Consider the following 25,194-nt stretch of genomic DNA (forward strand, 5'->3'; position numbering starts at 1 on the left):
CGGTCGCCCCGGTCCTGACGTTCCGAACCTAGGGGCGGGCGCGGGAGCGCACCTGTTCGCGGGGCCCGTACGGGTCAGGGCGGGCCGGCCGGGGTGCCGGTCAGGGCTTGCGGGCGACCCCCGCGTACACCGGCACGACACCCTCCGCCTGGGCCGCGACGTCCTGAGGGTCGGGCCGCCATCCGGTGACCGGGATGACGCCCGGGCCCAGCAGCTCCAGCCCGTCGAAGAAGCGCGAGAACTCGGCCAGCGAACGCGGGTGGAACGGCGTGCCGCTGCGCGTGAACAGGGCGGCCGCCCGGCCCACCGCCTCGGGGTTCAGATCCGGCGTGACCTGGGACAGGACCAGGTGGCTGCCGGGTGCCAGGGCGTCGACGTACCGCCGCAGCAGGCCGTGTACGTCGTCGCCGTCGGCCGCGTCGCCGAGGTAGTGCGTCAGGGCCACCAGCGACAGCGCGACGGGCCGGCCCAGGTCCAGTGACCGGCCGGCCGCCCGCAGGATCGTGTCCGGGTCCCGGACGTCCGCGTGGACGTAGTCGGTGGAGCCCTCCGCCGACCCGTGCAACAGCGCCTGGGCGTGCCGCAGGACGATCGGGTCGTTGTCGGCGTAGACCACCCGGGCCTCGGGGGCCACGGCCTGCGCCACCTGGTGCAGGTTCGGCTCGGTCGGGATGCCGGTGCCGATGTCCAGGAACTGGCGGATGCCGGCCTCCGCCAGCGTACGGACGGCCCGGTGCATGAACCGGCGGTTGGCGCGGGCCCCGCGGACCGCGGTGTCGTCCGCGGCGAGGATCTTGCGGGCCAGCTCCTCGTCCACCGGGTAGTTGTCCTTGCCGCCCAGCCACCAGTCGTAGACCCGGGCCGGATGCGGGCGGCTGGTGTCGAGGGGGCCGGGGGCGGCGTCGGAACCGGTCATGCGGTGTCGTCTCCTCGGGGGCTGGAAGGGGGAGCGGCTCGGTGGCGCGGGGTCAGTGGTTCTCCCGGTAGGCGCGCAGGATCTTCTCGGTGCGCTGGGTCGAGGCGGCGCGCGCCGTCATGTGGTCCAGGACCTCCAGGTGCGCGGAGACCTCCGCGCGGGAGTCCAGGTACAGGGCGCCCGTCAGGTACTCGGTGAACACCATGTCGGGCAGCTCCGGCTCGGCGAACCGGAACAGCGTGAACGGCGCGTACGTCCCGGGATGCGGGCCGTCCTCGAACTCGGCGACCTGGAGCGTCACCCGGTCCCGGACGGAGAAGTCCAGCAACTTGTCCAACTGCTCGCGCATCACCCGGCCGTCGGTGCTCACCGGGCGCCGCAGCACCGTCTCGTCCATCACCACCCACAGGTGGGGCGGGTCCGCGCGCTCCAGCAGCCGCTGCCGCTCCATGCGCAGGGACACGTGCCGCTCGACCGCGTCCGCCCCCGAGGTGCCGATCGTGCCCGCCTCCAGGACCGCGCGCGCGTACTCCTCGGTCTGCAGCAGCCCGGGCACGAAGTGCGGCTCGTAGGACCGCACGATCCGCGCGGAGCCCTCCAGGCTCACGTACATGCTGAACCAGTCCGGCAGCACGTCGTGGTAGCGCTGCCACCAGCCGGGCCGGTTCGCCTCCTCGGCCAGGGCGACGAACGCCGACACCTCGTCCGCGGGTACGCCGAACGCCGTCAGCAGTATCTGGAGGTACGGGATCTTCAGCGCCACCTCGGCCGTCTCCATGCGCCGGACGGTCGCCGGTGCCACCCGGAGCACCTTGGCGGCCTCCTCGCGCTTCAGGCCCGCCGTCTCCCGCAGTTCCTGCAACCGCCTGCCCAGGACCACCTGGCCCACCGTGGGTGCGGCCCGCCGCTCACTCACGCCACGCCTCCCCAACGCGCCCAAGTCACACCGCAGTCTGTCATGCACCCCCGCCCGTCTCACAAGGGGCGGCCGTGGCCCGACGTCATTACCCGGCGGGTAATCGACCGGACGCGGCCCGGCCGGGATCGTTGGCTCCACCGGGTTCCGGGCCGGCGCACTCCGGCCCGGAACCCGGCTTCCCCAGCCTTGTCCGACCCGACGGAGGGTGACTCGCCATGTCCACGAACCAGATCGCCGCACTCGCCCGCACCCACGAGCCGCAGCCGGTGCTGCGCCGCTTCCTGGCCCTGGACGCGGCCGTGACCGGCGCCAACGCCGTCGCCTACCTCACGCTCTCCGGGCCCCTGGGCCGCTTCCTCGGTGCCGGTTCCGGGCTGCTCCTCGGTCTCGGCGCGTTCCTGGCCGTGTACGCCGGGTGCGTGGGCCTGCTGGCAGCCCGCCCCGCGCCGCCGGCCCTCGGGGTGCGGGCCGTCGTGGAGGCCAACCTCGCCTGGGCGGCGCTCAGCCTCGCCGCCCTCGCCCTCTGGCTCACGCCCACCACGGCGGGTGCGGTGTGGACGGTGCTCCAGGCTCTCACCGTCGCCGGCTTCGGACTGCTCCAGCACCTCGCGCTGAGGCAGCGTCAGGCCAGCAGCGTGTGAAGGTACTTGACCGTCGCCGGGTCGGCCGGGAGCAGCGTCTCGATGGCCAGCTCGGCGACCGTCACGTCCATCGGGGTGTTGAAGGTGGAGATGGACGAGATGAACGACAGGGTGCGGCCCTCGTGCTCGATCCGCAGCGGCAGCGCGAAGTACGGCACCGGTTCGGCCGGCTCCGCGCCCGGCGCGGTGTCCGGCACCGGATACGCCGCCACCTCCTCGTACAGCTCCCGCAGCCGCGGTGAGCGGTGCAGGGCGATCTCCCGCCGCATCTGCTCCAGCAGGTGCCCGCGCCACTCGCGCAGGTTGCGGATGCGCGGTGCCAGGCCCTCGGGGTGCAGGGTCAGCCGCATGGCGTTGAGCGGCGGTTCGAGCAGGTGCTCCGGGAGGCCCTCCATCAGCATCGTGATGCCCCGGTTGGCGGCCAGCACCCGGTAGGTCGCGTCGACGACCAGCGCCGGATACGGCTCGTAGCCCCGGATCAGCCGCTCCATGCCCTCGCGCAGGGCGTCCAGCGCCGGGTCCTCCAGGGGCGTCTCCGGGTAGTGCGGGGCGTAACCGGCGGCCAGCAGCAGGGCGTTGCGCTCCCGCACCGGGACGTCCAGGTGTTCCGCGAGGCGCAGCACCATCTCCTCGCTCGGCCGCGAGCGGCCCGTCTCCACGAAGCTGATGTGCCGGGCGGAGGAGTCGGCGCGCAGCGCCAGTTCGAGCTGGCTGACCCGCCGCCGCTCCCGCCAGGAACGCAGCATCGGACCCACGCCCCGGGCGGTGGGCGCGGCGGTGGACGGGAGTACGGTCATACGCCGAACGGTAGTCGACGCCGCCTCGCGCCGGGGCCCGGGCGGCCTTGCTGTGGCAGGCTGAGGCGGTAGCCGCCACCCCCACGTGAGGAGCGCAGCCCATGCCCGCCGTGCCCGCCGTACCACTGTCGCAGCAGGAGATCGAGGAGCGACTGGCGAAGCTGCCGGGCTGGTCCCTCACCGACGGACGGCTCACCCGCTCCTACCGGCTCGGCTCGCACTTCGCGGCGACCGCGATGGTCGTCCACGTCGCCCAGGTGCAGGAGGAGCTCGACCACCACTCCGACCTGACCCTCGGCTACGACACGGTCTCCCTGGCCGTGCACACCCACAGCGCGGGCGGAGCCGTCACCGAGAAGGACGTCCAGCTCGCCCGCAGGGTGGAGGACCTGGCCGCCGGCCATGGGGCACACTGACGGACGTGCTCGACTACGACAAGGAAGCGGAACGGTACGACGCCTCCCGCGGTGGCGAGCCCCGGGCCGCGGCCGCCGCCGAGGCCGTCCTGACGCTCGTACCGGCGCGGGCGCGCAGCCTGCTCGACGTCGCCTGCGGCACCGGTATCGTCACCCGGCGCCTCGCCGCGGGACGGGACGGCATGCGGGTGACGGGCGCCGACCTCGCCCCCACCATGGCCCGCTACGCCGCCGCCCGGCTGCCGGGCGCGGTCGTCCTGGCCGACAGCCGCCGACTGCCCTTCAGGAGCGGGGAGTTCGACGCCGTCAGCAGCGTCTGGTTGCTGCACCTGGTCGGCGGGGGCGACGAGGTGCGGGCCGTCGTCGGGGAATGCGCCCGGGTCCTGCGGCCCGGCGGGGTGTACGTGACGACGGTCGACAAAGGCGCCTCGCACAACGTGGGCAGCGACATCGACGCCGTGCTCGCCTCCCGCCCGCCGAGCACCGTCCACGACGGTGCCGGCCAGGTCGAGTCCCACGCCCGCGCGCACGGCCTGGTACCGGCGGGCTCCACCCGCTTCGCCGGTCACGGTCAGGGGCGCAGCCCCCGCCGCACCATCGCCGACCTGCGACGCGGCTGGTTCGTCACGCTGCCGCCGGGCGACCCGCGCGCGGAGCACTTCGCCGCCCGGCTCGCGGACCTCCCCGACCAGGACCGGCCCCGGCCCGACCCCGTCTTCACCCTGCGGGCCTTCGCGAAACCGGAGGCGAGGGGCGGCAACCCCGCCGCACCGGGCGGCGACTGAGAGGCGGAACCCATCCGTCCTCCAGGAGGTTCGTCCCGTGAGGCACCCCCACAAGATCCGCAGACGTCCGTCGGCCCTGGCCGCCGGGCTCGCCGCCGCAGGGCTCCTCGGCGCCGGCCTGGCGACCCTCCCCACCGACACCGCCGAGGCCGCGACGGCCCGGCAGGTCGAGGCCCTCGACCGGGGCGTGGTCAGCGTCCACACCGGTGACGGGAACCTGGTCGGCTGGCGCTGGCTCGGCACCGACCCGGACAACGTCGCCTTCAACGTCTACCGGGCCGGCACGAAGGTCAACTCCACGCCGGTCACCGGCACCACCACCTTCTTCCACGCCGGCGCGCCCTCCCACGCCGACTACACCGTCCGCGCCGTGGTGAACGGCACGGAGCAGGGCGACTCGGTGCACGCGATCCAGTTCCGGGCCGGCTACAAGGACGTGCCGATCAGCCCGCCCGCCGGCGGGACCACCCCCGACGGCGTCTCCTACACCTACGAGGCCAACGACGCCTCCGTCGGCGACCTCGACGGTGACGGCGCGCTCGACCTGGTCCTCAAGTGGCAGCCGACCAACGCCAAGGACAACTCCCAGTCCGGGTACACCGGCAACACGATCGTCGACGGCGTCAAGCTCGACGGCACCCGGCTGTGGCGCGTCGACCTGGGCCGCAACATCCGCTCCGGCGCCCACTACACGCAGTTCCAGGTGTACGACTACGACGGCGACGGCCGCGCCGAGGTCGCCATGAAGACGGCCGACGGCACGAGGGACGGCACCGGCGCGGTCGTCGGCAGCTCCTCCGCCGACCACCGCAACTCCTCCGGCTACATCCTGTCCGGTCCCGAGTACCTGACCATGTTCGACGGCCCGACCGGCAGGGCCCTGGGCACCGTCGACTACGTCCCCGCCCGGGGCACCGTCTCCTCCTGGGGCGACTCCTACGGCAACCGCGTCGACCGCTTCCTGGCCGGCACGGCCTACCTCGACGGCTCCCGCCCCTCCCTGATCATGGCGCGCGGTTACTACACGCGCTCGGTCATCGCCGCCTGGGACTGGCGGGACGGCCGCTTCACCCGCCGCTGGACCTTCGACACCAACTCCTCCACCAACGCCGGCAAGGGCTACGACGGCCAGGGCAACCACCAGTTGTCCGTCGCCGACGTCGACGGCGACGGCAAGGACGAGATCGTCTACGGCGCCATGGCCGTCGACGACAACGGCAACGGCCTGTGGACCACGAGGAACGGCCACGGCGACGCCATGCACGTCGGCGACCTCGACCCGTCGCGTGCGGGCCTGGAGGAGTTCAAGGTCGACGAGGACGGCTCGAAGCCCTCCTCCTGGATGGCGGACGCGCGCACCGGCCAGATCCTCTGGTCCACCGGCGCGAGCGGCGACAACGGCCGCGGCGTCGCCGCCGACGTCTGGTCCGGCAGCGCCGGCGCCGAGTCCTGGTCGTCGGCCGAGAGCGGCATCCGCAACCCGAAGGGCACGGTGGTGAACAGCCGCAAGCCCTCCAGCGCCAACTTCCTGTCCTGGTGGGACGGCGACCCCGTCCGCGAACTCCTCGACGCCACCCGCATCGACAAGTACGGCACGTCCGGCGACACCCGCCTCCTCACCGGCTCCGGCGTCGCGTCCAACAACGGCACCAAGGCCACCCCGGTCCTGGCCGGCGACATCCTCGGCGACTGGCGCGAGGAGGTCGTCTGGCGGACCACCAACAACACGGCCCTGCGCATCTACTCCACCCCGCACGACACCGACCGCAGGATCACCACCCTCCTCCACGACCCCCAGTACCGCACGGCCCTGGCGTGGCAGAACACCGCCTACAACCAGCCCCCGCACCCGAGCTTCTTCCTCGGCAACGGCATGCCGACGGCTCCCAGGCCGGTGGTGTACACACCGTGAATCCCTGAGCGGTCGCAGCAAGGCGCCGTCCCCGGCGGGTCGACGACACGTGCGGTACGGAGGTGAATGGTGAAACAGCACCTACGAGAAACCCGCCGGGACCATACTGACCGCGTAACGCGCGATGGCATGGGGGGACTGATGAGCACGGAACGCGTACCTGTCACTTTGCGCCTGTACGACGACACGTTGGAATTGGAGGACTGGCAGGACGCGGCCGAGCCGTTCAGGATCGGGCTGAGTGACCTCGGTGCACAACTGGTCCGTCCCCGGACCGGGCAGCGGGCCCCACAGGGTGCCAAGGGGGATCCGCTCACGCTGTCCCTCGTCGCGGCTCTCGTCGCGTCACCGGTTCTCTCCGAGGTGGTACGCCTGGCGGCCGGCTGGGTGGGCCGGGCACAGCATCGCTCCGTGGAGCTGACGGGGCCGTCGGGAAGCCTGACGGTGACGGGGCACCCCAAGGAGGAGGAGCAGGCCCTGATCGCCGAGTGGCTCAGGGCCAACGCCGCGTCCGGCGCGAGCGACGACGAGACACCCGGAACCCACGGTGACCCGGCGTTCTGACAACGGCGGGCGCGGACGGCGCAGAGCACTCCTGATCGCCACGGACACCTACGAGGACCCGGAGTTCACGAAGCTGGTCGCCCCGGCAGGTGACGCCGAGGCCCTCGCCGAGGTGCTCGGCGACCCCGGCCTCGGCCAATTCACCGTCACCAAGGTGTTCGACGGTCTCGCGGACGAGATCGAGCGCGCCCTCAAGTCCTTCCTCGCCGCGTCGGAACCGGACGACCTCGTGCTCGTCTACTTCTCCTGCCACGGGGTGAAGGACGTCCAGAACCGCTACTACCTCGCCGCGAGGGACTCGGAGGCCGACCGCCTGGCCCAGACCGGACTCAACCCGCGAGCGATTCTCGTTCAGTTGGACGAGTGTGACGCCAGGACTCAGGTGATCATTCTCGACTGCTGCTTCAGCGGGGCGTTCCGCCGTGGCCTCGTCTCACGCGGTGCGAGGAGCAAGGTGGATTTGCCTGTGCACCTGTCGGGCCGGGGGCGCGTCATCCTGACCTCGTCCACGTCGTTCCAGTACTCGTACGAGGAAGGCTCGGGTGCCCTGCCCGGGCTGCGACCGCGCTCGGTTTTCACCTCGGTCCTGCTGGACGGAATCAGGAACGGTCTGGCCGACAGGGACCGCGACGGCTACGTCTCGATATCCGAGCTGTACGACTTCGTGACCGAGACGCTCGCGAGGAACCGGGATCCGCAGACACCGGAGCTGTACAGCGACGGGCGCGGCAGTGTGTGGATCGCCCGCAACCCCTATTACCGGCAGCCCGCCCCGATCCTCGTACTGCCCGGTGGAAGCACTGCGGCCGGTAGCGTCGCGAACGCGTTGAACGGTTTCCCGCACGCGGTCGAAGCCCATGACCTGTTCCTCACCACCCTCGACAAGGTCCGGTACCTGCTGCGTACGAACGAGGGAAGCGTCCTGTGGCGGGACATGGTCGCTGCCGTGGACCCCCCGGGCCGGCCTACGCATCTGGTCGACGCGACCTACGATGTCCTGCACGCGCTGGACAGCCTCAACGGGGACGCGGTGCTATCCCTCGCCGTGGCGGACCTGTGCGACGCTCTGTCGGCCCAGGTGGCCGACGCCGACTCGTCCGAGGCCGTGGACGGACTGTTCAGGGTGATGATCGACTACCTCGAACTGTTCGGGACTCTGCTCACGCGCTTCGAGCGGTACCTGCAACTGCGCCGCTTGACTCTTGCCGCCAGGACGTTCGTCGAGGCGGTGGCGCGCACGATACGCAGGACGGCTACGGAGCCGGTCGGGCAGGGTGCGGACCAGGTGCCCGATCAGCTGGCGGCACTGGCCGGCGTCGCCGACGGTCTGCGGGCCCTTGCCCATGTCCTGCGGGGCCTCGGAGGGCGGGGCCCGGTGCCGCAGCTGATCGGCGAGCTTGCCGCGGCCGTCCGCAGGAGCCGCTTCACCGACGCGGACGGGGCGGCGGCACTCCGGGCACTGGCGGAGGGACTGCGCACGGTGTTCAGGCAGGTGCGCGCCTTCCTGGAGGAGGCCGACGACCGTGACCTCCAGATGTTCGTCAGCGGTGTGATGGAGGAGGCGGTGGCCGAACTCTCCCGCCCCCTGGACGAGGAGGCGTGTGCGAGGGCGATGGACCGGCGCACCCGCAGAATGCTGACGGGCGTGAAGGAAGCAAGTGACGTCCACGAGATGCTCGCGGTCATCCAGGACCTGCGCGAGGCGGTCTCGGAACTCCACGGTTCACCACTGGAACCGCACGTCGTCACCGAGATCACCTCGGACCTCGTCACACAGGTGAACGGACTGGCGAGCGAGATCGACGAGTCCCGGGCCGAGATTATCGCCCAGCTCAGGTCTGAGAGCAGGGAAAGCCTGGACGGCGATTCCTCTGCCGGGTCCGACGTCTCGGTGTGACCGGACCGGAGGCGGGGGCCGTGCGGCACCCACCCCCGGGCCAGGGGTCACTCCAGAGTGCAGTCCTGCTCACCCATCCGGAATCCGGAAGGCTTCGCGTTCGTCCCCGACCAGCTCCCCGTGAAGCCGAAGCTCACCGAGGCGCCGGGGGCCACGTTGCGGTTCCAGTCGACGTTCCGCGCCGTCACCGTGGCGCCCGAGCGGGCGGGGTCGGCGTTCCACATCTGGGTCACCTGCTGGCCGTTCGCGAAGGGCCACTTCAGGGACCAGCCGTTCCACGGGCCGGTGCCCGTGTTGGTGAGCCGGACGTCCGCCTGGAAACCGCCGGACCACTGATTGGTGATCTTGTACGTCACCGCACAGGCGCCCGCCGGGCCGGGGTCCGGCCCGGGACCGGTCCCGGACGTGTCGCCGTAGACGACGCCCCGCCCGTTGGTCGCCACGTACACCCGTCCGTACACCCGCGGGTCGCCGGTGATGGCGGCGCCGGTCCAGCCCCACTGGTGGGCGTCGTCGTTGACGCGGGTCCAGGTGGCGCCCTGGTCGGTGGAGCGGAAGATGCCGCGGACACCGCCGATCTTCGCACTGGTGAAGAGGGTCTGGTAGGAGGCCCCGGGTGCCGCCTTGCCGAAGCCGACGGTGTCGGCCGCCTCGACGTTCGGCAGCTTGGCGAAGGTCGCCCCGCCGTCCGTGGAGTGCCACAGGCCGTAGGGTCCGTCCGGCGCGCCCCCGGCCAGCCACACGTCGCCCGCGCGGCCCGGCGGGGCCTTGAAGCGGACGCTGTCACCGGCGGGCAGGCCGGTGGCCGCCGACGCGGTGAAGGTCGCACCGCCGTCCTTGCTGACGTAGAACTTCCCGGACTTGAAGCCGTAGAAGGTCTTCGGGTCCACCCGGTCGGACTCGACGACCGCGCCCGCCGGGATGCCGCTGGACGCCTGCCAGGAGGTGCCGAAGCCCGTCGTGTGGTGCACTCCGGCACCCGCCGGGCTCCACACGAAGCGCCCGCCGTCCGCGCCCGCCGCGACCGTGCCGCCGCCGCTCACCCCGGACGGGTCGGTGCCGCCGAACCAGGTGGCGCCGTTGTCCGTGGAGAACGCGATGTGCGGGCCGGAGTCCAGGTTGCCGGACCGCACGACGACGTCGGGCTTCGCCTCCGCGAAGTCCAGGCTGGTGGAGGTGGTGAAGTTCGGGGAGGTGAACATCATCGGCGGCACCTCGGTCAGGCTCGTGTGCCGGAAGCCCCCGACGTCACCCAGCGCGCTGAGCAGCGGGGCACCGGACGGGGGAGAGACCAGGTCGTTGACCGCCGTCTCCTCCAGGCCGCGCACCATCGGTTCGACGGCGAACTTGCCGCCCGAGTCCCACTGCGTGAGGTTCTCCGTGCCGTAGATCGTCGCCCCGGTCCCGTACATCATCCGGTCCGGGTCGAACGGGTCGATCTCCAGCGCCTCCGTCATCCAGCCCAGCTTCGGCGTCTGCTCGGGCGGTGTCGGGTTGGCGCCCCAGGTCAGCCACGGGGACGAGGAGACGTCCATCGTGTACCGGTTCTCCCGGTCCGGGTACGAGGTGAAGTTCCAGGCCTGCGTCCAGGTCGCGCCGCTGTCCCGGGAGCGGAAGATCTGCGTGTCCGGCCACCAGGAGCTGTACGCCGTCGCCATCACCGTCCCCGGGTTCTGCCGGTCCACGGTCAGGCCGCTGAAGCCGTAGGAGGTGTCGGCCTCCGCGACCGGACTGATGTCCGTCCAGGTGCCGGTCGCCGTCGCGTACCGGTACAGCCGGCCCTTGCCGCCGTCGTACGGGCCGCCCGTGTCGCTGTACGCCAGGTAGAGGTAGCCGTTCTCCGCGTCCAGCACCCCCTTGTGGGCCAGGTACCCGGTGGGCTGCCCGGCGACCCGCTCCCAGGTCGCGCCCGCGTCCGTCGAGCGGTAGACGGCGTTCTCCTTGTCGGCGACCCCGACGTAGACCGTCTTCGTCGGCGCGCCGGCGGAGCCCGTGGACTCGTCGAAGGTCACCCAGACGATGCCCTGGTTGTCGGAGGCGTAGCCGCTCGCGTCGGACGGGTCCTGCGCGTAGTCGCCGGGGTTCGGGAAGGCCGTCACCTCGGCCCAGGTCACCCCCGCGTCCGTCGACCGCCACAGGCCGTTGCCGCTGGGCGCGCCCAGGTACAGCACGTCGTTGTCGTGCGGGTCGACGACCAGCCGTTCGCCCATGCCGCGCCCCGGCATGTTGCCGCCCAGTTTGAAGGGCAGGTCGGTCTTCTCCCAGCTCGCGCCGCGGTCGGCGGAGCGCAGCACGGCGCCGTTGCCCGGGTCCCAGTCGTTGGTGTACGTGCCCACCGCCGCGTACACCCGGTCCGGGTCGACGGCGTCGGAGGCGACGCTGACCACGCCCGTGTGCCCCCAGTCGTCCCAGCCGACGTGGTCGAGCAGCGGCGTCCACGTCTTCGACGCCTCCTGCCAGCGGTAGGCGCCGCCGATGTCGGTGCGCGCGTAGGCGAGGTCCTTCTCGGTGCGGCTGAAGACGATGCCGGGGACGAAGCCGCCGCCGTCGATGCGGGCGTTCTTCCAGGTGTAGGTGTCGGCGGCGACGGCCGCCCGCGGCGCGTCGGCGGCCAGCGCGGCGGGCGGACCCCCGGTGAGGAGGCCGGCCCCCAGGGCCAGCAGCAGGGTCAGGATCCGGGTTCTTCGCACGGTGGGGAACCGTCCTTCCGTCAGGAGCAGAACACATGCGAGGGCCGGGCGGCCTCGGCGTGGACGAGGCCGCCCGGCGGTGTGGTCCCGTCGTCCGGTGACGGGACCGGGCACACGGAGCTGTCAAGCGCACCGACGGGGCGCGGGGGGACTGCGCGGCCGGCCACGCACGGGCCCGCAGCCGAGAACTCCCGCGCCCCGCGGAGCGCCCGGCGGGGACTACTCGAGCAGCTCCGCGTACGAACCCATGGCGAGGGCTATGTCCGCCTGGGCCCAGAACCGGTGGTACGTGAAGGTGGGCGCGGCACCGCCCGCGAGGTAGCTCTCGATCTTCGACCAGGCCGGGTCGTCCTGGTAGAAGGAGCGGATCGAGGAGAAGGTCGACGACGCGTCGATCCGGTCGCCGTTCGGCATGGTCCCGGTCCAGCCGCTGGGGACGTGCACCGGGTCGTCGAAGCGGTTGTAGTCGGCGCGGGTCTCCGGGACGGCGATGCCGAGCGCGTCCTGGTTGTTCTCCCACATGCCGTCGAGCAGCGCCTTGGCGGTCGCGGCCGCCTCCGTGTCGCCCGAGCGGTCGGCGTAGTACGTCAGGGTCTTGGCGTAGGCCGCCGCCACGCCCACGTCGTTGGTGTAGTCCGCGACCGTGACGTGCAGGTCGCCGTTGTCACCCGGCGAGGAGGCGTTCCAGGTGTCCGGCTTGCCCGACCACTTCAGCGTCGAGGGCATCAGGAAGCTGCCGTCCGGGTTGACCGTCGTCTCCGACAGCGCCCAGTCGACCCACTTGTCCAGGACCTCCTTGGCCCGCGCGTCGCCGCTCTGCTGGTAGTACTCGGCGACCCGCTCCATGGACCACGCCTGGAAGCCGAACCACTGGTTGGACGGCGGGTCGTGGTACACCGGCTTCTCGTCGTAGTACATGCCGTAGAACGTGGGCGTGCCGGCCGGCGGGGTCGCGTAGCGGCCTGCCCAGCTGTTGGTCGCGCCACCCGCGATGGCCCCCTCGTCCGACTGGAGCCAGCGGTAGAACTCCACCTGGCGGTCGAGCGACTTGGCCCAGTCCGCGGCGCCCGTGGCCGACTTGGGCTTCAGGTCGTCGTAGGTGCTCAGCGCGTACGCGGCCAGCGGGTTCTGGTAACCGCCGTGGGTGTGGCTGGAGCCGATGCGCCAGGCCCAGCCCGCCGAGGTGTCCACCGCGCCGCCCCAGGCGTAGTACCAGGACAGCAGGTAGTGCGAGGAGTCCTTGCCGGTGCCCGCCGGGCAGCTCGCCGGCCCCACGCAGTTGCCGACCTTCTTGAAGTACTTGTCGAACATGGCGTAGCGCAGGTAGTCGCCCATCTTGGCGGCCTTGTCGAGGGTGCCGGCGATCTCGTCGCCCTTGCCCTGCTCCTCGGCCCACTTGTCCGCCCAGTACGCGGCCTGCACGGCCCGCGCGTCGGCGTCCGGGGCGTTGGTGAACTTCCACTGCTTGGCGTAGGAGGCGTCACCCGTGAACAGGTCCAGGTAGCCGTTCCGGCCGCCGTACTTGAAGGCGTCGCAGGTCGGCTGCGGCACCGTCTCCCACACCGACTCCTGCGCGCCGCGCTGGAAGGTGTTGATGTAGGACGGTCCGGTGTCCGACGGGCCCGCCTCGCACTTGCCGGGCGAGTTGCCGTAGCCGTAGGTGTTGTCCACGTCCTGGAGCCAGTGCATGCCGTAGACGTCGTCCGTGCCGTACGTCGACCGCAGCTCACCGGCGATGGGGTCCGGGCCGACGGAGACCGCGCCGTCCAGCTTCGCCGGGTACTCCTCGGGCGTGTCCAGCTCGGGGGCGTACGTCGCCGGCTTCGAGGCGTTGTAGGACGAGTTGGTCGGCTGGTCGGCATGGGTGGGGATCATGTACGTCTCCATGATCTCCCAGGCGTTGTTGAACCTCTCCCAGTCGCCGGTCACCTTGCCGTACATGGCCTGGAGCCACAGCAGGTAGCTGTACGCCTCGGACGTGGTCTCGTGGCCGTGGTCGGGCGCCTCGACGATCAGCGTCTCGACCGAGTGGTACGGGATGCCCTCCGGCGAGAAGTAGCCGTTCGCCGGGTCGGTGATCTTCCCGTACAGCTCCAGGAACCGGGCGTCGTAGTCCTTCGCCGCGGCCAGCTGGGTGACGGTGACCGCGGCCTTGCCGTGCCCCGGTGCCGTCGACTCGAAGACCGCCGAGCCGGTGCCGGAGGCGTCGGCCGCCACGGTCACCTTCTGGGCGGTGTTCCAGTTCGCCGGGGTGAAGGTGAGACTCGCCCCGCCGGTGACGGTCAGGCCGGTGTTGCCGCTCGCGCGGGCCGTCGTCACGGCGACGTTCGCGGCCGGCTGCTTGGACAGCTTGACCTCGTACGTCCCCGACTTCCCCTGCTGGACGCCCAGTTGCGCCGGTGTGGCCACCACGGTCGGTCCCGAGGCGACCGTGATGCCGACCGGCGTCGAGTCCCCGGAGGCCCCCGTGCTGTCGTAGGCCTTCGCCACCAGAGAATGACTGCCCACGGTCAAGCCGGAGGCGGAGTACGTGTACGGCGAACTGGTGTCGGTGCCCAGCAGCCGCGTGTCGTCGTAGAACTCCACCTTGCTGATCGTGGCACCGTCGGCGGCGGCCGCCGTGGCCGCCAGCGGGACCGCCTCGCCCTGCGAGTAGACCGCGCCGGGCGCCGGGCTGGTCAGCACGGTGATCGGCGGCTGGTGCGCGCCGGTGCAGGCGGTGCCGTTGACGGCGAAGCTCGTCGGGGCGGCGTTGGTGCCGCTGTAGGTGAACTGGCCGCCGGCGGTGACGGCGGAACCGGCCGCGACCCGGGCGTTGTACGGGGCGTTCTTCACGGTGACGGTCCGGCCCGACTGGGACCAGCTTCCGTTCCAGCCGTTCGTCAGCTTCTGGTTGCCCGCGTAGGCGTACGTCAGGGTCCAGCCGTCGATGGCGTCCGAGCCCCGGTTGGTGAGCGTCAGCTCGGCGGTGAAGCCGGAGCCCCAGTCGTTGGTCCGGTAGTCCACGCTGCACTGAAGTGCCGCCGCCTGGGCCGGAGTCGAACCGGTGCCCAGCAGCGTGAGGGGTAACGCGAGGGCCGCCAGCGCGGCCGTCCACAGGCGCCGCGCGGTGCGGCGTCCGGGTCTCTGTCCGGGATACATGGTGCTGGTTCCTCCTTGCGCCTCGGGGAGTGGGGGAGGAGCGACAAGCCTTGAACCAGTGGGAGCGCTCCCATAGTGAAGAGGGCACTGGAAGCGGTCAAGATGTGTGAACAGTCGAAAAGATTCGACAGTCGACGGCGGGAGAAAGTTGGTCACTCCTCTGTTCTTTGCCGTCACTTGGCGCTACCTTCGCTGAACCAGTGGGAGCGGTTCCATCAGTCGACGCGTTGGTCACGGCGCGCCTGAACTGCGAGGAGTCGCTCATGCGCCACCCCCCGCTCCACCTTCCGCGTTCAGGACTTATAGCCGCAGCCGCGGCCCGTCCCACGCGTCACCGGCCGGCTCGCCGGCCCGTACCGGACCCGGGCGGTTCCACCGTGCCCGCGGACCGTTCCTGATCCTCCCCGAACCCGGCGGCACCCCCATGCCGTCCGGCAGCGGACCGCGCCCGTGACGGCGCGCGGTCCCGGACGACAGCACCCGCACCCCCACGGAAGAAGGATTTCGCACTCATGACCCGTAGCAGAACCGCGATGCTCGCTGCCCTGACGCTGGTCGCCGGGGCGTCCGGCACGGCTCTCGCCGCACACTCCGCGAGCGCCGGCGCGGCAGCCGTCCCCTGTACCGTCGACTACAAGGTGCAGAACGACTGGGGCAGCGGCTTCACCGCTGCCGTGACCGTCACCAACAACGGTGCGGCCACGTCCAGTTGGTCGCTCGGATGGACCTACGCCGGCAGCCAGAAGGTCACCAACAGCTGGAACGCCAAGGTCAGCCAGAGCGGCGCCGCAGTCACGGCGGCCAACGAGTCCTACAACGGCACGCTCTCCACCGGGGGTTCGGCGAGCTTCGGCTTCCAGGGCACCTACAGCGGCAGCAACGCCGTACCGGCCACCTTCAAGCTCAACGGCGTGACCTGCAACGTCGACGACGGCGGCTCCACCGACCCGGACCCGACCGACCCGCCGGACCCGGGCGGCCCGTCCGACCGGGTGAACAACCCGTACGCGGGGGCCAAGGTCTACGTCAACCCCGAGTGGTCCGAGAAGGCCGCCGCCGAGCCCGGCGGCTCCCGCATCGCGAACCAGCCCACCGGTGTGTGGCTCGACCGGATCGCCGCCATCAACGGCGTCAACGGCGGCATGGGGCTGCGCGACCACCTCGACGAGGCCCTGACGCAGAAGGGCTCCGGCGAACTCGCCGTCCAGCTCGTCATCTACAACCTGCCCGGCCGCGACTGCGCGGCCCTCGCCTCCAACGGCGAACTGGGCCCGACGGAGATCGACAAGTACAAGACCCAGTACATCGACCCGATCGCCGCGATCCTCGCCGACCCGAAGTACGCGGGCCTGCGGATCGTCACCACGGTCGAGATCGACTCGCTGCCCAACCTGGTGACCAACGTCTCCGGGCGGCCGACCGCCACGCCGAACTGCGACGTGATGAAGGCCAACGGCAACTACCAGAAGGGCGTCGGCTACGCCCTGAACAAGCTCGGCGACATCGACAACGTCTACAACTACGTCGACGCCGGCCACCACGGCTGGCTCGGGTGGGACAGCAACTTCGGCCCCTCCGCCGACATGTTCAAGTCCGCCGCCACCACCGAGGGGGCGACCGTCGGCGATGTGCACGGCTTCATCGTCAACACCGCCAACTACAGCGCTCTGAAGGAGGAGAACTTCAAGATCACGGACTCGGTGAACGGAACCCCCGTGCGCCAGTCCAAGTGGGTCGATTGGAACCAGTACACCGACGAGCTGTCCTACGCCCAGGCCATGCGCGACAAGCTGGTCTCGCTCGGCTTCGACCAGAACCTCGGCATGCTGATCGACACCTCCCGCAACGGCTGGGGCGGCACCGCGCGACCCACCGGACCGGGCGCGACGACCAACGTGGACACCTACGTCAACGGTGGACGCTACGACCGCCGCATCCACCTCGGCAACTGGTGCAACCAGGCCGGAGCCGGCCTCGGTGAACGCCCGAAGGCCGCTCCCGCCGCCGGGATCGACGCGTACGTCTGGATGAAGCCCCCGGGCGAGTCCGACGGCGCGAGCAAGGAGATCCCGAACGACGAGGGCAAGGGCTTCGACCGGATGTGCGACCCCACGTACACGGGCAACGCACGCAACGGCAACAGCATGTCGGGCGCACTGGGCGACGCCCCGGTGTCCGGGCACTGGTTCTCCGCGCAGTTCCAGGAGCTGATGAAGAACGCGTACCCGCCCCTGTCCTGAGCGGACTCAGGCGTAGCTGACGCCCCCCGGGTCCGGTCCTCCCCGGCCGGACCCGGGTGCGCGGCTTTTGCGATTACGGCAAGGGAACTTGCCTCCCCGTGGTGCTCCGTCGCACGCTGGCGGCAACGCGAACGGGAGGCCGACCACCATGGCGCACGACCACGACCACGACGCTCACCGGCACCGACACGACCACCCCGGACCCGCACACGGTCACGCACACGACCACACCGACATCGACTGGGCCGCCATGGCCCCGCTCCTGGAGGCCCAGGCGGAGCTGTACACACCGCTGTACCGGCAGGCCATGGCCTGGCTGGCGCGGGAGGTGACGGAGCCCGGCCTGGTCGTCGATGTCGGCAGCGGACCCGGCGTCGTCGCCTGTCTGTTCGCCGACGCCTTCCCCGGTGCCCGCGTCGTCGCCGCCGACGGTGCCGTACCGCTGCTGGAGCGGGCCCGCGACCGCGCCGCCCGGCTCGGCGTCGCCGACCGTTTCGGTACCCTCGCCGGCGACCTGCCCGGCGCCCTGGGCGAGCTGGAGTACCCGGCGGACCTGATCTGGGCGAGCCAGAGCGTGCACCACCTCGGCGACCAGCGGGCGGCCCTCGCCGCGCTCGCCGGGCACCTGGCGCCCGGCGGCACGCTGGCACTGCTGGAGGGCGGGCTCCCGGCCCGCTTCCTGCCCCGCGACCTCGGTATCGGGCGCCCCGGGCTCCAGGCCCGGATGCACGCGGTCGAGGAGGACTTCTTCGCCGAGATGCGCGCCGACCTGCCCGGCAGTGTGGCCGAGACCGAGGACTGGGCCGCCCTGCTCACCGCGGCGGGCCTCGAGCACAACGGCACCCGCAGCTTCCTGCTGGACCTGCCCGCACCCCTCACCGACCAGGCCCGGGCGTACGTCGTCACCACCCTGACCCGGCTGCGGGACCGGATCGCGGACGGCCTCGACGCCACCGACCGGGCCACGCTCGACCGGCTGCTCGACCCCGCGGACGAGGCCGGCGTGCACCGCAGGACGGACGTGTTCGTCCTAGTGGCGCACACCGTCCACACGGCGGTGCGCCCGGCCTGACGCGGAGCCCGGCCTGACGCGCAGCCCGGCCTGACGGGAAGGGGCCCGGCCGGTGACGGCCGGGCCCCTTCCGCGCGGGCGGGTCATTCCGCGTTGAACTCCGCGGGGTCGGGGCCCAGCCGCCGGTCCTCGTTCAGCGCGCTGATGGCCGCGAGGTCCTCGTCGTCCAGGGAGAAGCCGAACACGTCGATGTTCTCCGCGATCCGCGACGGCGTCACGGACTTCGGGATCACCACGTTGCCGGTCTGGAGGTGCCAGCGCAGCACGACCTGGGCCGGGGTGCGGCCGTGCTTCTGGGCGATCGCGACGATCGCCGGGATCTCGAGGATGCCCTTGCCGGAGCCGAGCGGCGACCAGGCCTCCGTGGCGATGCCGTGCTCCGCGTGGAACGCGCGCAGGGCCTGCTGCTGGAGGTGGGGGTGCAGCTCGATCTGGTTGACGGCGGGGACGACCGACGTCTCGCCGATCAGCCGCTCCAGGTGCTCCGGCAGGAAGTTCGAGACGCCGATGGCCCGGACCCGGCCGTCGGCATGCAGCTTCTCGAACGCCTTGTAGGTGTCGACGTACCGCCCCTTGGCGGGCATGGGCCAGTGGATCAGGTACAGGTCCACGTACTCCAGGCCGAGCTTCTCCAGCGAGGTGTCGAAGGCGCGGAGGGTGGAGTCGTACCCCTGGTCGGTGTTCCAGAGCTTGGTGGTGACGAAGAGGTCCTCGCGGGCCACGCCGGAGGCGGCGATGGCCTTGCCGGTGCCCTCTTCGTTGCCGTAGATCGCCGCTGTGTCGATGCTGCGGTACCCGGCCTCCAGCGCCTGGGCGACGGCCGTCTCGGCCTCGTCGTCCGGCACCTGCCAGACGCCGAAGCCCAGCTGGGGCATCTCGACGCCGTTGTTCAGGGTGATCGGGGGGACCTTGCTGCTCACGAGCTCTTGATCCTTCGGTTGTGGTCAGGTGGTACTTCATATCGTCAACGATCACGGGCCGTGATGCATTCCTGACCGGCGAACTCAAGCCGTGTACAGCGCCTCGACCTCCACCTCGTAGGCCTTCTCGATGGCCTTGCGCTTCAGCTTCAGCGAGGGCGTCAGCAGGCCGTGCTCCTCGGTGAACGGCTGGGCCAGGATGCGGAAGGTGCGGATGGACTCGGCCTGCGACACCAGCGTGTTGGCGGCCACGACCGCGCGCCGCACCTCCGTCTCCAGGTCGGCGTCGTGCACCAGCTCGGCCGCCGCCATCCGCGGCTTGTTGCGCATCGCCAGCCAGTGGTCGACCGCCTCGGTGTCCAGGGTGATGAGGGCGGCGACGTAGGGGCGGTCGTTGCCGACGACGATGCACTGGTTGACCAGCGGATGATCCCGCACGCGCTCCTCCAGCAGCCCGGGGGAGACGCTCTTGCCGCCGGAGGTCACCAGGATCTCCTTCTTGCGGCCGGTGATGGTGAGGTAGCCGTCCTCGTCCAGCGCGCCCAGGTCGCCGGTGGCGAGCCAGCCGTCGTGCAGGGTCTCGTCGGTGGCCTTGGGGTTGTTGAGGTAGCCCTGGAAGACGTTGTCGCCGTTCAGCCAGATCTCGCCGTCGTCCGCGAGGTGCACGGTGACCCCCGGGACGGGCCGGCCCACCGTGCCGTAGCGGGTGCGCTCGGGCGGGTTGGCGGTGGCCGCCGCCGTGGACTCGGTCAGGCCGTAGCCCTCGTAGATCTGCACGCCGGCGCCCGCGAAGAACAGGCCGAGCCGCCGGTCCATCGCCGAGCCCCCCGACATGGCGTTGCGGATGCGCCCGCCCATCGCGGCCCGCACCTTGGCGTAGACGAGCTTGTCGAAGAGCTGGTGCTGCATGCGCAGGCCCGCCGACGGGCCGGGACCGACGCCCCAGGCCCTCGCCTCGACGGCCTCCGCGTACTTCACGGCCACCTCGACGGCCTTCTCGAAGGCGCCCGCCCTCCCCTCCTTCTCCGCCTTGCGCCGCGCCGCGTTGAACACCTTCTCGAAGATGTACGGCACGGCCAGGATGAAGGTCGGCCTGAAGGCGGCCAGGTCGGGCAGGAGGACGGCGGCGTTCAGCTGCGGCTGGTGGCCGAAGCGGACCCGGCCGCGGATCGCCGCGACCTCCACCATCCGGCCGAAGACGTGGGCCAGGGGCAGGAACAGCAGGGTCGCCGCCTCGTCGCCCTTCTTCGAGTGGAACACCGGCTCCCAGCGCTCGATGACCGTGTCCGCCTCCCACATGAAGTTGCCGTGCGTGAGGACGCAGCCCTTGGGGCGGCCGGTGGTGCCCGAGGTGTAGATGACGGTGGCGACCGTGTCGGGCGTGACCGCCTTGCGGTGCCGGTGCACCACCTCGTCGTCGAGGTGGGCCCCCGCGTCGTACAGCTCCTGGACGGCGCCGGAGTCCAGCTGCCACAGGCCGCGCAGGTGCGGCAGCCGGTCGATGACGGTGGCGATCGTCATCGCGTGATCCTCGTGCTCCACGACCGCGGCCGTCACCTCGGCGTCATGCAGCATCCACAGGCACTGCTCGGCCGAGGAGGTCGGGTAGACCGGCACCACCTGGGCGCCGATCGTCCACAGGGCGAAGTCGAAGAGGGTCCACTCGTAGCGGGTGCGGGACATGATGGCGACCCGGTCGCCGAAGCGGATGCCCTGGGCGAGCAGCCCCTTGGCGAGGGCCAGCACCTCGTCGCGGAACGCGCCGGCGGTCACGTCCCGCCACTGCCCGGCCTCGTCCTTGCGGCCCAGCGCGATGTGGTGCGGATCGTCCTGCGCATGGCGGAAGACGGCGTCGGCCAGACCGCCCACGGGTGGTGCCGACGTCGACGGAGGACTGGTGAACTCGCGCAAACCCCGCTCCCCGCTTCTGATGAGCCCCCGCACAGCGCGGTGAAAGCTACCCCACCCGGGACGGGGGCGGGAGGGGCGCCAGAAACGAACAGCGCTCATGTTCGTGCTGGTCAGCGAGGTGAAAAGCACGCACATGGGGAAGGGTCGGACACTTTACTGACGGATGAGTAAGGTTCGGTGGCGTAATCTCCACCGAATCTGTACGCCCCGCTTACCGCCGGTACGGAGCTTCCGGCGCCGGTACGGTCGGGCATCGCCGTTCCCGCGCCGCGGCGGGCGGTCCGCCTAGGCGAGCCCCGCGCGCCGAGGCCGTTGCAGCCGGTCCCCGCCCGTCAGGATCGCCGCCGCGAGGGCGTCCGCCGCGCCCTGCGCCGAGGGGTGGCGCCGGCCGTGCACGAGCACGAAGTCGACCCGGCCCAGCTCGGGCAGCCCGGCCCGGTCCGGCACCCGCACCAGGCCGGGCGGGACGAGACCCTGTGAGTGCGCCATCACGCCGAGGCCCGCGCGGGCGGCGGCGATCAGGCCGTTGAGGCTGCCGCTGGTGCACGCGATGCGCCAGGCTCGGCCCTGCCGGTGCAGGGCCTCCAGGGCGAGCGCCCGGGTGATGCCCGGCGGCGGGTAGACGATGAGTGGGACGGGACGGTCCGGGTCGAGACGCAGCCGCTCCGCACCGATCCACACCAGCCGGTCGCGCCGGACCGGCTCGCCCCGGGGGTCCTCGGGCCGCCGCTTGGCCAGCACCAGGTCGAGCTTCCCGGCGGCCAGCTGCTCGTGCAGCGTCCCCGACAGCTCCACCGTCAGCTCCAGGTCGACGTCGGGGTGCTCGTGCCGGAAGCCCTCCAGGATCTCGGGCAGGCGGGTCAGCACGAAGTCCTCCGACGCCCCGAACCGCAGCCGACCGCGCAACCGGGTGCCGGCGAAGAAGGCGGTCGCCTGCTCGTGCACCTCCAGGATGCGGCGCGCGAAGCCCAGCATGGCCTCCCCGTCCTCCGTCAGCTCCACCGAATGGGTGTCGCGGCTGAACAGCTGCCGGCCGGTGGCCTCCTCCAGCCGCCGCACGTGCTGGCTCACGGTCGACTGGCGCAGCCCGAGCCGCCGGGCGGCCTGCGTGAAGCTCAGCGTCTGGGACACCGTCAGGAAGGTCCGCAGGTGAGAGGGGTCGTACATGTGGCCAGCCTATCGGCGATCGTGATGACAGTCAGAGCGGTGTACCGGATTCCCGATCGCTGGGCGGGGGAGCAGGATGGAGCGGGGACCCGTGACCCCGTCCCGCCCTCCCTGTCCCGCCCGCGGGCATCGGCGAACGAGCAAGTGGAGCACCGTGAAACGCCTGCGACGGCCGCGTCGGCCGCCGATCGACCCGTACGTCCTGCTGCTGCTCGGCACGGTGGGCCTCGCGGCGCTGCTGCCGGCCCGGGGCACGGGCGCGGACGTGGCCTCCGGCGCCTCCACCGCGGCGATCGCGTTCCTCTTCTTCCTCTACGGTGCCCGGCTCTCCACCCGTGAGGCGATGGACGGTGTGCGGCACTGGCGCCTCCACGTCACCGTGCTGGCCTGCACCTTCGTCGTCTTCCCGCTGCTCGGGCTCGCCTCCCGCGGTCTGGTCCCGGTGCTCCTGACCGACCCCCTCCACCAGGGCCTGCTCTTCCTCACCCTGGTCCCGTCGACCATCCAGTCGTCGATCGCCTTCACCTCCCTCGCCCGCGGCAACGTGCCGGCGGCGATCTGCGCCGGGTCCTTCTCCTCGTTGGTCGGCATCGTCGTCACCCCGCTGCTGGCCGCCGCCCTGCTGGGCGGCGGGGGCGGGTTCTCCGCCGACTCGGTGGTGAAGATCGTGCTGCACCTGCTCGTGCCGTTCGTGGCCGGGCAGCTGCTGCGCCGCTGGGTCGGGGGCTTCGTGGCCCGGCACAGGAAGGTGCTCGGGCTCGTCGACCGCGGCTCCATCCTGCTGGTCGTCTACACCGCGTTCAGCGCGGGCATGGTCCAGGGCATCTGGCACCGGGTCAGCCCGGCCCGGCTGGCCGCGCTGCTGGTCGTGGAGGCCGTGCTGCTCGCCGTGATGCTGCTGCTGACCTGGTACGGGGCGAAGGCGCTGGGCTTCGGCCGGGCGGACCGGATCGCCGTCCAGTTCGCCGGGTCCAAGAAGTCGCTCGCCGCCGGCCTGCCCATGGCGAGCGTCCTGTTCGGTGCCGAGGCCTCCCTGGCCGTGCTGCCACTGATGCTCTTCCACCAGATGCAGCTGATGGTGTGCGCGGTCATCGCCAAACGGCGGTCCCGCGACCCGGAGGCGCTCACCCCCGACGACGCGACCCCGGCGCGCACCACGGCCGGCAGCGGCAGCCGCTGAGTCGCCGCGCCCCTCAGCCGGTCGCGTCCACCCGGTCCAGGGGCAGGTGCAGCACCGTGTTCCCGAGGGCCGGCGGCGGACCGCCGGCCGCGATCTCCTCGTCGCTCAGGGCCCGGTCCCACACGCGCACCTCGTCGATCGCGCCGGTGAAACGCGCCCGGCCGTCCACGCGCTCCCCGACGTGCACGCCGAACGGCGAGTTCCGGCTGACCGAGCCCGGCACGTCCGCGGCGGCGCCGACCGCCGTGCCGTCGACGAAGAGCGTCAGCCGCCCGCCGCCGCGGCGCAGCGCCAGGTGGTGCCAGGCGCCGTCGTCGTACGCGCGGTCGGTGCGGACCCACGCCGAGCGCGGGGCGGCTCCGCCCGCACGGGCGGTGATCAGGCCCTGGACGCGGTCCTCGCCCGGCTCCGCCCGCAGCCACACCTGGGGCTGCGTGGTGCCGACCCCGCCCATCCACAGCAGCGGCTGCTCCCCGTCGGCCGCCGTGTACCGGAATCGGAGCGACGCGGTGAAGTCCCCCTCCCCGAGCGGAAGCCGCTCGTCGAACGGCAGCCGTACGGCGTCGTCGGCGCCGTCGAAGGCGAGCGCACCGCCCACCGCCCCCTCCGTCACCCGCGCGCCGCCGGCGACGGCCGCCGCGGCGGCGCCCGGGGCGAGGTCGGGAGTGGTCGGGCCGGCGTCCCGGCGCGGCCGGAGCCAGTCCTCGGTGAAGCGGGCGAAGCGGATCTCGTCGCGCGCGTCGACGGCTCCCGCCTCGTACAGCAGCCCCACCGTGGCGTCGTCGACGGCCGCCATGTCGGAGTAGCCGGACCAGTCCCGGGTGACGACCGTGCCGTGGTCCACGCCCTCCCAGGTCGCACCGCCGTCGTAGGAGGAGCGGACCGTCATCGTCCGGCGGCGGTCGGGGTCGGCGGGGGCGGACAGCAGCAGCCGGTCGCCCAGGCGGAGCACCGAGCCCTGCACCTGCGGCGTGTACAGGCCGGGGAGGGTCCGGAAGGGCGCGGCGAAGCTGTCGCCGCCGTCGCGGCTGACGGCCTGGGTGCGGTGGCCGAGGTCGGTGCCGTTCTCCTCGCGGCCGCTGACCAGCAGCGAGCCGTCGGCGCGTTCGGCGAGGGCCACCTCGGACGGCTTCTGCCGGAAGGTGCCGTCGGCGGCGACGGGCCAGGTGTCGGTGGCCCCCACCCTCCAGTGCTCGCCGCCGTCGTCGCTGACCACCAGCGCCGCGTGGTGGGCGGTGACCCTCCCCCGGCCTCCGGCCGGGGGGACCCCCATCTCGCTTCGCTCCCCGTCCCAGGTCTCGGCGTTGACGCCGACGACGAGCCGCCCCGGGTGGGCGCCGCCGGTGAGCTGGACGCCGTGCACGGGGCCGGTCGCGTACCAGGAGTTCCAGTCGGGCGGCAGGATGCCGGCGCTCAGGTCGCGGGGCGCGGACCAGGTGCGGCCGTCGTCGTCGCTGTACTGGAGGTGGGGCGTGCGGGCGCAGGGCACCGCGCAGCCGGCGGCATCCGTGCGGCCCGCGTTGTACGTCTCGACCAGCAGGACGCGGCCGGTGGCGCGGTCCACGACGGGGGCCGGGTTGCCGTGGGTGTCGCCGCCGCCGTCGTTGACGACCTGGAGCGGGCCCCAGGTGCGTCCGCCGTCGGTGGAGCGCTTGACGACGATGTCGATGTCGCCGGCGTCCCCGCAGTTCAGGACCCGGCCCTCGGCGAAGGCCAGCAGGGTGTCGTCCGTCGTGCGCACGATCGCCGGGATGCGGAAGCAGGCGTAGCCGCCCGGGTCCCGGCCCGCCTCGAAGAGGACCTGCTGCTCGAACCCGGACGCACCGCCCCCGTGTTCGGCGTGGGCGGGGAGCGGGGCGGCGGCCAGGGCGCACAGGGAGGCGAGGGCGAGCAGGGGGGAACGCGGACGCGCGCGGGGAGAGGACGGCATGGATCGGTCTGCCCTTCGGGCGGCTGGTCGGGAGCCGGTCGTCAGGGCATCAGTAGAACAGGACGTACCGGGCAGCCTCCGCCCAAGGTGATCACG

General features: G+C 72.0%; 18 protein-coding genes. 9 read left to right on the forward strand and 9 right to left on the reverse strand.

The genetic code is table 11. The features are described 5' to 3' along the window. Positions 1-100: 100 nt before the first annotated feature. Both AC07FV_RS11225 and AC07FV_RS11230 read right to left on the reverse strand, forming a co-directional pair. Complete coding sequence (locus AC07FV_RS11225) at positions 101-916, reverse strand: SAM-dependent methyltransferase (protein ID WP_479086369.1); 816 nt, start codon at positions 914-916, stop codon at positions 101-103. Between the two features lie 52 nt (positions 917-968). Next, on the reverse strand, positions 969-1,832 hold the full coding sequence (locus tag AC07FV_RS11230; RefSeq protein WP_479086371.1) for a helix-turn-helix domain-containing protein: 864 nt from the start codon (positions 1,830-1,832) through the stop codon (positions 969-971). A 218-nt stretch (positions 1,833-2,050) separates the two neighbouring features. On the opposite strand from AC07FV_RS11230, the gene AC07FV_RS11235 reads away from it, so the two are divergent. Further along, positions 2,051-2,476 carry a hypothetical protein gene (locus AC07FV_RS11235; protein ID WP_479086373.1) on the forward strand — a complete coding sequence of 142 codons (426 nt, stop codon included), beginning with the start codon at positions 2,051-2,053 and terminating at the stop codon, positions 2,474-2,476. Here the strand turns inward: AC07FV_RS11235 and AC07FV_RS11240 are convergent. Beyond that, positions 2,458-3,273, reverse strand: a complete 816-nt coding sequence (locus AC07FV_RS11240; protein WP_479086374.1) for a helix-turn-helix domain-containing protein — start codon at positions 3,271-3,273, stop codon at positions 2,458-2,460. The genes AC07FV_RS11235 and AC07FV_RS11240 overlap by 19 nt on opposite strands. Before the next feature lie 110 nt (positions 3,274-3,383). Here AC07FV_RS11240 and AC07FV_RS11245 point away from each other — a divergent pair, with 110 nt between their 5' ends. From AC07FV_RS11245 to AC07FV_RS11265, 5 genes are all read left to right on the forward strand, one after another. Next, positions 3,384-3,689, forward strand: a complete 306-nt coding sequence (locus AC07FV_RS11245; RefSeq protein WP_479086651.1) for a 4a-hydroxytetrahydrobiopterin dehydratase — start codon at positions 3,384-3,386, stop codon at positions 3,687-3,689. A 5-nt stretch (positions 3,690-3,694) separates the two neighbouring features. Continuing rightward, on the forward strand, positions 3,695-4,474 hold the full coding sequence (locus AC07FV_RS11250; protein WP_479086376.1) for a class I SAM-dependent methyltransferase: 780 nt from the start codon (positions 3,695-3,697) through the stop codon (positions 4,472-4,474). 37 nt (positions 4,475-4,511) lie between these two features. Then, on the forward strand, positions 4,512-6,386 hold the full coding sequence (locus tag AC07FV_RS11255; RefSeq protein WP_479086377.1) for a rhamnogalacturonan lyase: 1,875 nt from the start codon (positions 4,512-4,514) through the stop codon (positions 6,384-6,386). A 141-nt stretch (positions 6,387-6,527) separates the two neighbouring features. Continuing rightward, the gene (locus AC07FV_RS11260; RefSeq protein WP_479086379.1) at positions 6,528-6,950 is read left to right on the forward strand and encodes a hypothetical protein; all 423 of its coding nucleotides are present in this window, start codon (positions 6,528-6,530) and stop codon (positions 6,948-6,950) included. Further along, positions 6,934-8,847 carry a caspase family protein gene (locus AC07FV_RS11265; protein WP_479086380.1) on the forward strand — a complete coding sequence of 638 codons (1,914 nt, stop codon included), beginning with the start codon at positions 6,934-6,936 and terminating at the stop codon, positions 8,845-8,847. Before AC07FV_RS11260 ends, AC07FV_RS11265 begins: the two co-directional genes overlap by 17 nt. Before the next feature lie 47 nt (positions 8,848-8,894). Here the strand turns inward: AC07FV_RS11265 and AC07FV_RS11270 are convergent, their stop codons facing one another. Together AC07FV_RS11270 and AC07FV_RS11275 are read right to left on the reverse strand one after the other, a co-directional pair. Next, a complete protein-coding gene (locus AC07FV_RS11270; RefSeq protein WP_479086381.1) occupies positions 8,895-11,537 on the reverse strand; it encodes a cellulose binding domain-containing protein in 2,643 nt (880 codons plus the stop codon). Positions 11,538-11,756: 219 nt separating this feature from the next. Beyond that, complete coding sequence (locus AC07FV_RS11275) at positions 11,757-14,678, reverse strand: glycoside hydrolase family 48 protein (RefSeq protein ID WP_479086383.1); 2,922 nt, start codon at positions 14,676-14,678, stop codon at positions 11,757-11,759. Between the two features lie 512 nt (positions 14,679-15,190). Here AC07FV_RS11275 and AC07FV_RS11280 point away from each other — a divergent pair. Both AC07FV_RS11280 and AC07FV_RS11285 read left to right on the forward strand, forming a co-directional pair. Next, the gene (locus AC07FV_RS11280; protein ID WP_479086385.1) at positions 15,191-16,918 is read left to right on the forward strand and encodes a glycoside hydrolase family 6 protein; all 1,728 of its coding nucleotides are present in this window, start codon (positions 15,191-15,193) and stop codon (positions 16,916-16,918) included. Between the two features lie 148 nt (positions 16,919-17,066). After that, a complete protein-coding gene (locus AC07FV_RS11285) occupies positions 17,067-17,990 on the forward strand; it encodes a class I SAM-dependent methyltransferase (protein WP_479086387.1) in 924 nt (307 codons plus the stop codon). A gap of 83 nt (positions 17,991-18,073) precedes the next feature. On the opposite strand, the gene AC07FV_RS11290 is transcribed toward AC07FV_RS11285, so the two are convergent. The 3 genes from AC07FV_RS11290 to AC07FV_RS11300 all read right to left on the reverse strand — a co-directional run bounded on the left by AC07FV_RS11290 (position 18,074) and on the right by AC07FV_RS11300 (position 21,988). Continuing rightward, positions 18,074-18,910, reverse strand: a complete 837-nt coding sequence (locus AC07FV_RS11290; RefSeq protein WP_479086389.1) for an aldo/keto reductase — start codon at positions 18,908-18,910, stop codon at positions 18,074-18,076. An 84-nt stretch (positions 18,911-18,994) separates the two neighbouring features. Then, positions 18,995-20,821 (reverse strand): AMP-dependent synthetase/ligase, encoded by a 1,827-nt coding sequence (locus AC07FV_RS11295; RefSeq protein ID WP_479086391.1) that lies wholly within the window; start codon positions 20,819-20,821, stop codon positions 18,995-18,997. Between the two features lie 285 nt (positions 20,822-21,106). Further along, a complete protein-coding gene (locus AC07FV_RS11300) occupies positions 21,107-21,988 on the reverse strand; it encodes a LysR substrate-binding domain-containing protein (RefSeq protein WP_479086393.1) in 882 nt (293 codons plus the stop codon). A 154-nt stretch (positions 21,989-22,142) separates the two neighbouring features. On the opposite strand from AC07FV_RS11300, the gene AC07FV_RS11305 reads away from it, so the two are divergent. Continuing rightward, positions 22,143-23,168, forward strand: a complete 1,026-nt coding sequence (locus AC07FV_RS11305; RefSeq protein ID WP_479086395.1) for a bile acid:sodium symporter family protein — start codon at positions 22,143-22,145, stop codon at positions 23,166-23,168. Positions 23,169-23,181: 13 nt separating this feature from the next. On the opposite strand, the gene AC07FV_RS11310 is transcribed toward AC07FV_RS11305, so the two are convergent. After that, positions 23,182-25,098 carry an exo-alpha-sialidase gene (locus AC07FV_RS11310; RefSeq protein ID WP_479086397.1) on the reverse strand — a complete coding sequence of 639 codons (1,917 nt, stop codon included), beginning with the start codon at positions 25,096-25,098 and terminating at the stop codon, positions 23,182-23,184. Between the last annotated feature and the right edge of the window lie 96 nt (positions 25,099-25,194).

The sequence above is a fragment of the Streptomyces sp. NPDC045956 genome (assembly GCF_056430705.1).